Origin of the sequence: Arthrobacter sp. Marseille-P9274, from assembly GCF_946892675.1 — a bacterium.
Lineage (GTDB): Bacteria > Actinomycetota > Actinomycetes > Actinomycetales > Micrococcaceae > Crystallibacter.
In genome coordinates this window covers 1,075,549-1,087,558 of sequence record NZ_CAMPOV010000001.1, presented here as the reverse complement: position 1 = coordinate 1,087,558, position 12,010 = coordinate 1,075,549, and the positions used below count along the sequence as shown (strand labels likewise).

Sequence of the window (12,010 nt, the reverse complement as noted above, 5' to 3'; positions counted from 1 at the left end):
GCCGCGCCGGGGGTACCGGCGGTCAGCTGGAGTAGGCGGAGTTCTCGTGGACGTAGTCGTGGGTCAGGTCGTTGGTCCAGATGGTCGCCGACTGGGTGCCCGCCTTGAGGTCAATAACGACGGCGACGTCCCGCCCCTCGAGGTCGACCTGGTCCCGCGGATCGCCCACGCCGCCGTTGCGGCAGACCTGGACGCCGTTCATGGTGACATTGAGGTTTTCCGGCTCGAAGACCGCGTCGGTCGTGCCGACCGCGGACAGCACCCGGCCCCAGTTCGGGTCCTTGCCGAAGATCGCGGTCTTGAAGAGGTTGGAGCGGGCCACCGCGCGGCTGACCGTCTCGGCGTCGCGCTCGGACGCCGCGTTGATGGTGGTGACGGCGATGTCATGGCTGGCGCCCTCGGCGTCGGTGATCAGCTGGCGGGCGAGCTTCGAGCAGAGCATGCCGAGGCCCCGGCTGAACTCGTCCAGGTCCGGCACCGCGCCCGACGCGCCGGAGGCCAGCAGGACCACCGTGTCGTTGGTGGACATGCAGCCGTCCGAATCGGTGCGGTCGAAGGTGAGGCGCGTTGCCTCACGCAGCGCCATTTCGAGGGCTGCCGCTTCGATGTGAGCGTCCGTGGTGATGACCACCAGCATGGTGGCCAGGCCGGGGGCCAGCATCCCCGCGCCCTTGGCCATCCCGCCGATCGTGTAGCCGGTGCCGTTGAACACGGCCTCCTTGGCGACGGTATCGGTGGTCATGATCGCCTCGGCGGCGTCCGCTCCCCCGTCCGCGCCGAGTGCCTTGGCCGCTGCCTCCACGCCGGGAAGCAGCTTGTCCATGGGCAGCTGCTCGCCGATCAGGCCGGTGGAGCAGACCAGCACGTCGCCGGCGGAGACCCCGAGGAGTTCCGCGGTTTTTTCGGCGGTGCGGTGCGTGTTCTGGAAGCCCTCGGCGCCAGTGCAGGCATTGGCGCCGCCGGAGTTCAGGATGACCGCGTCCGCGCGGCCGTCGCTGATCGCCTGGCGGGACCACTGCACGGGGGCCGCCGCGACGCGGTTTGAGGTGAAGACGGCCGCGGCGGACCGGGACGGGCCGTCGTTGACCACCAGCGCGACGTCGGGCTTCCCCGAAGCCTTCAGGCCGGCGGTAACGCCGGCTGCGCGGAATCCTTGGGCTGCGGTGACGCTCACGGGGCAACTCCCTGGTGCGATAGGCCTGTGGTCTCCTCGAGACCCAGGGCGATGTTCATGGACTGGATCGCTCCGCCGGCCGTCCCCTTGGCCAGGTTGTCGATGGCGCAGCTGACGATGACGCGGCCGGCGTGCTCGTCGTAGGCGAGCTGCAGGGCCACGTGGTTGGAACCCTGGACGGCCTTGGTGTGCGGCCACTGCTCCTCGGGCAGCAGGTGCACGAACGGCTCGTCGGCGTAGGCCTCGGCCCAGGCGCCGCGCAGCCGCTCGCCGTCGACGCCGGATTTGACCCGGGCCGTGGCGGTAGCGAGGATCCCGCGGCTCATCGGGGCCAGCGTCGGAGTGAAGGACACCTTCACCTGCTCGCCGGCGGCCGCGGAGAGGCCCTGCTCGATTTCCGGCGTGTGGCGGTGGCCGCCCCCGACGCCGTAGGGACTCATCCCGCCCATGACCTCCGAGCCCAGCAGGTGCGGCTTGGCCGACTTGCCCGCGCCCGAGGTGCCGGACGCCGCCACGATGACGACGTCGTCGGCCTCCAGCAGCCCGGCGGCGAAGCCGGGCGCGAGGGCCAGCAGCGAGCTGGTCGGGTAGCAGCCGGGCACGGCGATGCGCTTGGCCTTGCGGAGACGCTCGCGGTGGTCCGGAAGTTCGGGCAGGCCGTACGGCCAGGTGCCGGCGTGCGCCGTCCCGTAGAACTTCTCCCACGCCAGCGGGTCCTCCAGCCGGTGGTCCGCCCCGGCGTCGATGACCAGGGTGTCCTTCGGCAACTGGGCCGCGATCTCCGCGCTGGCGCCGTGCGGCAGCGCCAGGAACACCACGTCGTGGCCGGCGAGGTTCTCCACCGTAGTCTCGGTCAGCACCCGGTCGGCCAGCGTGTGCAGGTGCGGCTGCAGCCCGCCGAGAGTGCCGCCGGCGTTGCTGTGGGCGGTGATGGCTCCGATCGCCACTTCAGGATGGGACGACAGGAGCCGCAGGACTTCGCCTCCGGCATAGCCGCTGGCCCCGGATACTGCTACGGAATAAGTCATGGCGCCACTCTACAGCAGTTTTATTCACAACAAGGGATATTTATGCACGTTACGATGGTGCCAAGGTGCGCCGACCGGCTCTCCACGGCCCGATTCTAGCCGTCTTCCAGGCCGGTCCCGCACCCTGCGCGAAGAACCGGTCTTTTTATGAAGGAGTGGCAGAGCCCATGGCAAAGGCAATCGTTGCGGCAGCACCCGGCGGACCCGAGGTCCTGGAACTGCACGAGGTCGACAAGCCTGTACCCGGCCCCGGACAGCTGCTGGTGAAAATGGCTGCCGCCGGCGTCAACTTCATCGAGACCTACGAACGCAGCGGCGTCTACAACGTCAAGTTCCCCTACACACCCGGCAGCGAAGGGGCCGGGACGGTGGAAGCGGTCGGGGACGGCTCCGGGAACTGGGCTGCCGGGGACCGCGTGGCCTTCTGCGAGGGGGCGCGCACTTACGCCGAATACTCGCTCGTCGACGCGGACAAGGCCCTTGCCGTGCCGGACGGGATCAGCGACGAAACCGCCGCCGCCATCCCCCTGCAGGGACTGACGGCACACTACTTGGTCAATTCCAGCTTCACGGCAGCCGAAGGACAGACTGTCCTGACCCACGCAGGCGCAGGGGGTGTGGGCCTGATCCTGACACAGCTGCTCAAGGCCAAGGGCGTCCGCGTCATCACCACGGTCTCCTCGGACGAGAAGGAAGAGCTCGCGCGCGCCGCCGGCGCCGATGAAGTCCTGCGCTACGACGGCTTCGCCGACAAGGTGCGGCAGCTGACCGGCGGTACGGGTGTCGACGCCGTGTACGACGGCGTGGGCAAGGACACGTTCGACGGTTCCCTCGCCAGCCTGCGCACCAGGGGCACCCTGGTGCTGTTCGGCGGTGCCTCCGGACAGGTTCCGCCCTTCGACCTGCAGCGCCTGAATTCCGGCGGCTCACTGTTCGTGACCAGGCCGAAGCTCAAGGACCACCTGCTCGATGCCGACGAGCGCGGGTGGCGCGCCCGCGAGATCTTCGGCGCGGTCGCTGCCGGCGACCTGGACATCAGGATCGGTGCTTCCTATCCGCTGGCGGACGCTGCCCGCGCCCACGAGGACCTGCAGGGACGGCGGACCACGGGAAAACTGCTGCTCGTTCCGTAAGGTTGCGCACTTTACACCGTAATTGGGGCCGTTTGTTCATTTCGATGGGGGAAACTTGGCCGAATGACCTCCTTTGCCCCCCAGCTGCCCGGCTCAATGGAGACGCCGGCGCCGCGCACCCTCATCGACATCCTCGTCGCGAGCGCCGAGGCGTTTCCGGACGCCACGGCGCTCGACGACGGCCGCCAGCCGTTCAGCTACAGCGAGCTGATGGAGGCTGTGCGGGCCAAGGGCCGCCAGCTCCATCTGGCCGGCCTGGGCGCCGGAGACAAGATCGGCATCCGGATTTCTTCCGGCACGCGCGAGCTGTACATCGCCATCCTGGCGACGCTGTACATCGGGGCGGCCTACGTCCCGGTCGACGCCGATGATCCGGAAGAGCGCGCGCGGCTCGTCTTCGGCGAGGCCAAGGTTGCAGGCATCCTGACCGACGGAGACACCATCCAGGTCACCCCTGGCCGCCCCGCCCCCTTCCCTGCAGCACGCCCGGCCGAGCTGACCGACGATGCCTGGGTGATCTTCACCTCGGGGTCGACCGGCACCCCGAAGGGCGTCGCCGTGACCCACCGGTCCGCGGCGGCCTTCGTGGACGCCGAGGCACGGATCTTCCTGCCCGCCGAGCCGCTGGGGCCGCAGGACCGGGTGCTGGCCGGTTTGTCGGTGGCCTTCGACGCCTCCTGCGAGGAAATGTGGCTGGCCTGGCGCCACGGCGCCTGCCTGGTCCCCGCGCCGCGGTCGCTGGTGCGCAGCGGCATGGACCTCGGGCCGTGGCTGCTCAGCCGCAATATCACCGCCGTGTCCACCGTGCCCACCCTGGCGGCCCTGTGGCCGGCCGAGGCCCTCGAGAATGTCCGGCTGCTCATCTTCGGTGGCGAAGCGTGCCCGCCCGAACTGGCCCGGCGCCTCGCCGTTGAGGACCGCGAGGTCTGGAACACCTATGGCCCGACCGAGGCCACGGTCGTTGCCTGCGCCGCCCCGCTGGGCGGCGACGGGCCGGTGCGGATCGGGCTTCCTCTGGACGGCTGGGACCTGGCCGTCGTCGACGAGGCCGGAGTTCCGGTCCCCGCGGGCGGCACCGGCGAACTGATTATCGGCGGCGTCGGCCTCGCCCGCTACCTCGACCCGGCCAAGGACGCCGAGAAGTACGCGCCGATGCCGACGCTCGGCTGGGAGCGGGCCTATCGCAGCGGGGACCTGGTCACCTACGACCCCGCCGGACTCCTCTTCGTCGGCCGCGCCGATGAACAGGTCAAGCTCGGCGGCCGGCGGATCGAGCTGGGCGAGGTCGACGCGGCTCTGCAGGCCCTTCCCGGCGTCTCCGGCGCCGCCGCTGCCGTCAGAACGACGGCCGCCGGCAATCAGCTGCTCGTGGGCTACCTCGCCACCGCGGACGGCTACGACCTGGAGCGGGCCCGCGAAGTCCTGGCCGGCCAGCTGCCGGCCGCCTTGGTTCCGCTCCTCGCCGTAGTAGATACGCTGCCCGTCAAAACCAGCGGCAAGGTGGACCGCAACGCGCTGCCCTGGCCCCTGCCCGGCGCGCAGATCGCCGACAAGGCCGGCGTCCCGGACCTGGACCCGGAGGCGGCCTGGATCGCCGAGCAGTGGGAAGCGGTGCTGGGCACGCCGATCGCCTCCCTCGATGCCGACTTCTTCACCCACGGCGGAGGCTCGCTGGCCGCGGCCCAGCTGGTCTCCGCACTGCGGAGCAAGTATCCGACGATCGCGGTGTCCGAGATTTATGCCCATCCGCGCTTTGGCGCGCTCGTCGACGCGGCGCGGCAGTCCGTCCCGGACGACCAGCCCGCCCATCCGCGCGAACGTGACGTCCGCCGGACCACGCGCAGGGCCCAGGTCTTCCAGACGCTGATGGGCATCCCCCTGGTCATGCTGATCGGCCTGCGCTGGCTGACCTACCTGATGGTCATCAACAACGTGCTCTCCTACACGGGAGTCCTGACCGCCGCGCCGACTGTGTCCTGGTGGTGGGTTCTCGCGCTCTGGGCCGTCTTCGTCAGCCCGGTCGGCAGGATGGCCATTGCCGTCGCGGCCGCGCGGCTGCTCCTGCGCAAGGTCACCCCCGGCAACTATCCGCGCTCGGGCAAGGTCCATCTGAGGCTCTGGCTCGCTGAGCAGATCGCGGACATGGCCGGCGCCGTGTCGCTGGCCAGCGCGCCCTTCGTGCCCTACTACGCCCGGGCACTGGGCGCGAAGATCGGACGCGACGTCGACCTGCACTCCATACCTCCCGTGACCGGAATGCTGTCCGTGGGCACCGGCGCGGCCATCGAACCCGAGGTCGACCTGTCCGGCTGGTGGATCGACGGCGACCGCGTCCACATCGGGCCCGTCCTGATCGGTGCCGGCGCCTCTGTCGGCGCCCGCAGCACGCTGATGCCCGGCGCCAAGATCGGCGCCCACGCCACGATCGCCCCGGGTTCCGCGGTCAGCGGCAAGGTCAAGGCCGGCCTGCACTTCTCCGGTTCGCCGGCTTCCCGGAAGGGCAAGGCGCGGCAGGAGTGGCCGGACGCCCCGCCGAAGTCGTCGCCGCTGTGGTCGCTGTTCTACCCGCTGGCTTCGGCGTTCCTTGCCCTTATCCCCTACGCGGCCGCCGCGGCGGCCGTCGCCGTCGTCGTGCTCCTGGTCCCCTCCGAAACCAGCCTGGCGGAGGCATTCCTGCCGCTGCTCGCGAGCGTGCCGCTGGCGGCCGCCGTCTGGTTTGCCGGGCTGATGCTGCTCGTGGCCCTGACCGTACGGCTGCTGGGCGCTGGGCTGAAGCCCGGCTTCCACCGCGTGCGCAGCCGGATCGGGTGGCAGGTCTGGGCCACTGAACGCGTCCTGGACATGGCCCGGGACCTGCTCTTCCCCATCTACGCCAGCCTTTTCACCCCCACGTGGCTGCGCCTGCTCGGCGCCAAGGTCGGCAAGAACGTCGAGGCCTCGACCGTCCTGCTCATTCCCAAGATGACGACCATCGGCGAGGGTGCCTTCCTAGCCGACGACACCATGGTGGCCTCCTACGAACTCGGCGGCGGCTGGATGAAGGTCGGCCCGGCCAAAATCGGCAAGCGCTCCTTCCTGGGCAACTCAGGGATGGCGGGCGCCGGGCGGCGGGTTCCGAAGAACTCGCTGGTCGCGGTGCTCTCCGCTACCCCGGCCAAGGCCAAGTCCGGGTCCTCCTGGCTGGGCAGCCCGCCGGTGCGGCTGCACCGCACGGAGGTCGCTGCGGACGTGAGCCTCACCTACGACCCGCCCGCAAGGCTGAAGCTCGCCCGATCGCTCTGGGAACTGTGCCGGTTCGTTCCGGTCATGGTCACGGTCGCCCTGGCGCTGGCCGTCCTGGCCGCGCTCGACTGGGCTGCCGGAGCCTACGGCTACCTCGCGGCCGGGCTGGCCGGAGGCCTGATCCTTGCCGCGGCCGGTGCGGTTGCCGCCGGCAGCTCGGTGCTCGCCAAATGGCTGCTCGTCGGCCGGATCCGCGCCGGTGAACACGCTCTCTGGAGCTCCTTCATCTGGCGCAACGAGGTCGTCGATACCTTCGTGGAGCTGGTGAGTGCCCCCTGGTTCGGCCGGATCATGTCCGGTTCCCCGCCTTTGGTCTGGTGGCTGCGCGGGCTCGGCGCGAAGATCGGCCACGGCGTCTGGTGCGAGAGCTACTGGCTGCCCGAGGCCGACCTCGTCGCGCTGGGCGACGGCTCGACCGTCAGCCGGGGCTGCGTGGTCCAGACCCACCTGTTCCACGACCGCGTGATGAGCATTGATACCGTGGAACTGGCGGCCGGCGCCACCCTGGGCCCGCACGGAGTCATTCTCCCCGCCGCTTCCATTGCCGCCGGAGCAACGGTCGGCCCCGCCTCGCTGGTCATGCGCGGCGAGACCGTCCCGGCGGCCAGCTACTGGATGGGAAACCCCGTACGACCGTGGATCACCGGAGCATGAGTTCAAACGCCGACACCCGCCCGGTGGAAGCCGGCGCCACCGCAGCCCCGCCCAGGGCGCTGAACCCGGCCTTCCACCGCCCCGACCCCTATCTTCCGGGATCGGGCAGCACCGCCTTCACCGTCTCGCATTACGACCTTGACCTCGAAGTGAAGCTCGCGGCCAACAGGCTCTCGGGCCGCGCCCGGCTGACGGCGCGGGTCCTTGAGTCCACCCAGCGGCTGGAGCTGGATCTGGCACGCCTGACGGCGTCCAAGGTCCTGGTCAACGGCCGGCGGCCGAAGAAAGTCTCCCACCGCGGTGGCAAACTGATCCTGGCGCTGGCCGCGCGGTTGGACGCCGGGGCGGACGTGGAACTCGACATCCGCTATGACGGCTCGCCCGCTCCGATCCGCGGCCTGTGGGGCGAAGTCGGCTGGGAAGAGCTGACCGACGGCGTCCTGGTCGCCGGTCAGCCCAACGGCGCCCCGTCGTGGTTCCCCTGCAACGACCGCCCCGCCGACAAGGCCACCTACCGGATCGCGGTGACCACCGACGCGGGCTACCGGGCCGTCGCCAACGGGGACCTCGTCCAGCACAGCAAGAAGTCGAGCAGGGAAACCTGGGAATACCGGATGGACCAGCCGATGGCCAGCTACCTTGCCACGGTCCAGATCGGCCGGTACGGCCTCGAGGATCTGGCAGACGGGCGGCCGGAACCCGTCACCCGCAGCCGCGGGATCATCCGGCAGTACATCGCCGTCCCCGGCCCGCTCGCGGCCGACGCGCGCAGCAGCCTGGCCCGCCAGAAACACATGATGGAAACCTTCATCGAACGGTTCGGGCCGTACCCGTTCAGCCAGTACACCGTCGTCGTCACCGAGGATGAGCTGGAAATACCGCTGGAGGCACAGTCGCTGTCGGTGCTCGGGAGCAACCACCTGCACTCCACCTGGGAAGACCAGCGGCTGATCGCGCACGAACTCTCGCACCAGTGGTTCGGCAACTCCCTGACGGTGGCGCACTGGCAGGACATCTGGCTGCACGAAGGCTTCGCCTGCTATGCGGAGTGGATCTGGTCCGAAGAGTCCGGCTCGATGCCCGCCGCGGCCCGCGCCAACGCCGCGTGGAAGAGGCTGGCGGCGCTTCCGCAGGACATCGTGGTCGGCGATCCCGGCCCGGAGCTCATGTTCGACGACCGCGTCTACAAGCGCGGAGCCCTGACATTGGAGGCCCTCCGCCGATCGGTGGGCGACGCCGCCTTCTTCCGCGTGCTTCGCCACTGGGCCACCGAGCACCGGCACGGCTCGGTGGACACCGGCATGTTCATCGCAGTGGCGGAGGCCGAAACCGGCTTCGACGTCCGGGGACTTCTGGACGCCTGGCTGTTCAGCCGCGCGCTGCCAGTTCTTCCCGGAAGATAATCCCCGGTTGGGACGAGCCGCCGACGGCCAGTGACGCGGCCAGCGAGGCCGGGACAGGGCTCCCGGCCTCGTTGGCGGGCAGGTCGAGGTCGAGGAGCCGGATTCCCGGCCGCTCCCCCGCGTGCCCGGGCCAGAGCATCAGTTTGGGGCTGCCGTCCGTATCCGCCACACCGACGAGATCCGGGGCCAGCCGCAGGCCATGGCCCGTCGACTTCAGCAGCGCTTCCTTGCGGGTCCACAGCCGTGCGCGCATCAGCCGGGCCGAGTCCGAGGACCTGACCAGTTGCCGTTCCTCCTCGGTGAGGGCGATGGCGTCGATGTTGTCGGTCTCCCCGAAGGCGTCCGAGTCGGCGTCTTCCAGATCGACTCCCAGCAGGACCGGCCGGAAAATGAGCGCCACCAGCAGCCACCCCCCGTGCCGGCTGTAGCTGAGCCGGACCGGGGAGGGAGCCCCGTCGAGCTGCAGCTGCGGCTGCCCGTGGCTGCCGTCGTTCCCTCGCTCGCAGTCCCGGCAATCGAACAGCAGCTCCAGCCGCTCCCGGGCCACGTCCAGTTCCTCGGCCGCGAGGAGCAGGACCCGCTCACGCGCCCGCCGGCGGATTCCGTCGCGGCGCATATGCTGTCCGCTGTCTTCGGCGTCCGCCTCGAGATGGACCAGCCGGATAATCACCTCGGCCTTCATACCTGCATCATTTCCTACCCCCGGTGGCGGCGGGACCTGGGTGTCCCGCCCGGCCCCGCCGTCGTTGTTCACACTTATTACTTGCTGGAGCGCCCGCTGCGGAGCGCGGAGTCAGCGTTGGACGGCACCGAACCGCTCCGCGGCCAGCGCGACGGCGGCCGCGCGCGCCTCCGAGGCCTCGTCCGCGGTCAGCGTGCGGTCGTTAGCCCGGAAGCGCAGGCCGAAGGCCAGCGACTTCTTGCCGGATTCGATCCCTGTGCCGGAGTAGACGTCGAAAAGCGCGATTTCCTCCAGCAGCTCCCCTGCACCCTCGCGGAGGGTTTCCAGCACCATGCTGGCCGGGGTCTCCTGGTCCACCACCAGCGCCACGTCCTGGGTGGCCAGCGGGAACGTCGAGATGTGCTTGGCCACGATGACGTCCGGGGCCGCCGCGAAGAGCAGGTCGGCATTCAGCTCGAGCGCCACCGTGCGCGCCGGGAGGTCCCGTGCCGCCAGCAGCTTCGGATGCAGCTCGCCCGAATAGCCCACGGTCTCGCCGCTGCGCAGCAGGATCCTGGCCGTGCGGCCGGGGTGGAAGGCCTGGTGCAGCCCCTGCTCGATGACCAGTTCGACGCCGAGGACGTCGCCGACCAGGCGGGCCATGTCCAGCGCGTCGGCCCAGTCCCACGGGTGCGGCGTGTGGCCGGCGCCGGCCGGCGAATCATGCCCCATGAAGACTGCCGCGATGTGCAGCGGCTGGTCCGGAATGCCGTCGTAGAGGCCATCCAGCACGTCTTCGTCCGGCAGTGCACCCAGCGGCGGGATCGATGCCGAGCCGAGCCGCTCGCCCGGCAGGAACACCAGGCCGGCCTCGTAGAGGGCCAGGTCGCGGAAGCCGCGCGAGTGGTTGCGCCGCGCCGTCTCCAGCAGGCCCGGCAGGACGCTGGTGCGGAGATAGCCGTGCTCGTCGCTCAGCGGGTTGGCCAGCTTCAGCGCGCTGCGGCCGGTGCCGTCCGGCGAACCGAAGGTGTCATTGTCCGCCTTGGTCGCGAACGGGTAGGAAAGCACCTCGGTCAGGCCGGCGTCCGCCAGCGACTGCAGGACGCGCCGCCGCTGCTGCTGGCTCCGCGTCAGGCCCCGTCCGGGCGGAGCGACGGGCAGCGTGGCGGGAATCTTGTCGTAGCCGACCAGCCGCGCGATCTCCTCGGTCAGGTCCTCCTTGATGACCAGATCCTGGCGCCAGCTGGGCACCGTAACGCGGTAGCCGCCGTCGTACTTCTCCACGCCGGCGCCCAGGTCCTGCAGGGAGGAGACGATCTGGTCCTCGGAGAATTCCATGCCGATGCGCTCGGCCGCGTAATGCGCCGGGAGGTCGATAACGACGGCGGCAGGCTCCTGCCCCGCGTCCGTGGCGGTGGCTTCGGCGGTACCGCCGGCCAGCTCGGTCAGCAGGTCCACGGCACGCTGGGCCGCCTCGTCCGCGACCTGCCAGTCGACGCCGCGCTCGAAGCGCTTCGAAGCCTCGGACGGCAGCTTGTGCCGCCGGCGGGAGCGGGCGATGCCGACTTCCTCGAAGTGGGCCGCCTCGACCAGGACGTTGACGGTGCTGTCCGAGACTTCGGTGGCGGCGCCGCCCATGACGCCGGCGATGCCGATGGCGCCGGATTCATCGGTGATGAGCAGGTCTTCGGGATCCAGCTTACGGACCTTGCCGTCCAGCGTCTCGAGCGTTTCGCCCTGGTTCGCGCGCCGTACCACGATGTCGCCCGCGAGCCGATCCAGGTCGTAGAAGTGCAGCGGCTGGCCGAGTTCGAGCATCACGTAGTTGGAAATATCGACGACCAACGAGATGGACCGGATGCCGGCCAGCCGCAGCCGCGAGGCCATCCACGGCGGCGTCGGCCGGGAGGGATCCACACCGCGTACCGTGCGCGCCACGAACCGGTCGCAGCCGGGCTTCCCGTAAATCGGGGCCTGGTCCTCGAGCCGGACCGGGTAGCCCGGGCCGTCCGCCGCCGCCACCGCCACGCGCGCGGCGGGATCCGTGAATTCCGTTCCGGTCGCATGGGCATATTCGCGGGCCACGCCGCGGATGGAGAAGCAGTAGCTCCGGTCCGGCGTGACGTTGATCTCGGCTGCCTCGTCGTGCAGGCTGAGGACCTCAAGGGCGTCGCTGCCGATCTCGGGGTCCAGTCCCAGGGTGGAGAGCACGAGGATTCCGTCGTGGTCCTCCCCGATGCCGAGTTCCCGCACCGAGGCGATCATTCCCGCGGACAGGTGGCCATAGGTATTGCGCGGCGTGATCCGGAAGTCACCGGGCAGGACAGCGCCGGGCAGGGTCACGACGACCTTGTCGCCCGGTTTGAAGTTGTGGGCGCCGCAGACGATGCCCTGCACGCCGGAGGGGTCGATGCCCTCGCCGGTGAGGGTCTGCTCGCTGCCTTCGGGGACCACGCGGACCTGGCACCAGTTGATGGTCTTGCCGTTGGACTGCGGCTCCTTCTCCGCGGAGAGCACCTGGCCGACCACGATGGGGCCCTTCAGCTCGTCCAGCGGACGATGGACCGCCTCTTCCTCGAGGCCGACCTTGACCAGTTGGGCCATGACGTCTTCGGCCGTCGCTCCGGCCGGAACCTGGGCATACTCCCGCAGCCAGGAAAGTGGGATACGCATTA

General features: G+C 70.1%; 7 protein-coding genes. 3 read left to right on the top strand and 4 right to left on the bottom strand.

Annotated elements, in window-relative coordinates; translation table 11 throughout:
• Positions 1–22: 22 nt before the first annotated feature.
• Positions 23–1,174: a bifunctional glutamate N-acetyltransferase/amino-acid acetyltransferase ArgJ gene (gene argJ, locus OC550_RS04935; RefSeq protein ID WP_262104175.1), complete on the bottom strand. Its 1,152-nt coding sequence runs from the start codon at positions 1,172–1,174 to the stop codon at positions 23–25.
• Complete coding sequence (gene argC / locus OC550_RS04930) at positions 1,171–2,202, bottom strand: N-acetyl-gamma-glutamyl-phosphate reductase (protein ID WP_262104174.1); 1,032 nt, start codon at positions 2,200–2,202, stop codon at positions 1,171–1,173. The genes argJ and argC overlap by 4 nt, the downstream gene beginning before the upstream one ends.
• Positions 2,203–2,369: 167 nt before the next feature.
• Between argC and OC550_RS04925 the strand changes: the two genes are divergently transcribed.
• The 3 genes from OC550_RS04925 to OC550_RS04915 all read left to right on the top strand — a co-directional run bounded on the left by OC550_RS04925 (position 2,370) and on the right by OC550_RS04915 (position 8,674).
• Positions 2,370–3,335 carry a quinone oxidoreductase gene (locus tag OC550_RS04925; protein ID WP_262104173.1) on the top strand — a complete coding sequence of 322 codons (966 nt, stop codon included), beginning with the start codon at positions 2,370–2,372 and terminating at the stop codon, positions 3,333–3,335.
• A gap of 63 nt (positions 3,336–3,398) precedes the next feature.
• Positions 3,399–7,271: a Pls/PosA family non-ribosomal peptide synthetase gene (locus tag OC550_RS04920; RefSeq protein ID WP_262104172.1), complete on the top strand. Its 3,873-nt coding sequence runs from the start codon at positions 3,399–3,401 to the stop codon at positions 7,269–7,271.
• Positions 7,268–8,674, top strand: a complete 1,407-nt coding sequence (locus OC550_RS04915) for a M1 family metallopeptidase (RefSeq protein WP_262104171.1) — start codon at positions 7,268–7,270, stop codon at positions 8,672–8,674. The genes OC550_RS04920 and OC550_RS04915 overlap by 4 nt, the downstream gene beginning before the upstream one ends.
• Here the strand turns inward: OC550_RS04915 and OC550_RS04910 are convergent.
• Both OC550_RS04910 and pheT read right to left on the bottom strand, forming a co-directional pair.
• On the bottom strand, positions 8,640–9,356 hold the full coding sequence (locus OC550_RS04910) for a 4'-phosphopantetheinyl transferase superfamily protein (protein WP_262104170.1): 717 nt from the start codon (positions 9,354–9,356) through the stop codon (positions 8,640–8,642). The genes OC550_RS04915 and OC550_RS04910 overlap by 35 nt on opposite strands.
• 111 nt (positions 9,357–9,467) lie before the next feature.
• The gene (gene pheT / locus OC550_RS04905; protein ID WP_262104169.1) at positions 9,468–12,008 is read right to left on the bottom strand and encodes a phenylalanine--tRNA ligase subunit beta; all 2,541 of its coding nucleotides are present in this window, start codon (positions 12,006–12,008) and stop codon (positions 9,468–9,470) included.
• Positions 12,009–12,010 lie beyond the last annotated feature (2 nt).

Bases quoted from the DNA above. Each gene is read 5' to 3' on its own strand.
- OC550_RS04915 (WP_262104171.1), top strand. From the start codon at position 7,268: ATGAGTTCAAACGCCGACACCCGCCCGGTGGAAGCCGGCGCCACCGCA.
- OC550_RS04920 (WP_262104172.1), top strand. From the start codon at position 3,399: ATGACCTCCTTTGCCCCCCAGCTGCCCGGCTCAATGGAGACGCCGGCG.
- OC550_RS04925 (WP_262104173.1), top strand. From the start codon at position 2,370: ATGGCAAAGGCAATCGTTGCGGCAGCACCCGGCGGACCCGAGGTCCTG.
- argC (WP_262104174.1), bottom strand. From the start codon at position 2,202: ATGACTTATTCCGTAGCAGTATCCGGGGCCAGCGGCTATGCCGGAGGC.
- OC550_RS04910 (WP_262104170.1), bottom strand. From the start codon at position 9,356: ATGAAGGCCGAGGTGATTATCCGGCTGGTCCATCTCGAGGCGGACGCC.
- pheT (WP_262104169.1), bottom strand. From the start codon at position 12,008: ATGCGTATCCCACTTTCCTGGCTGCGGGAGTATGCCCAGGTTCCGGCC.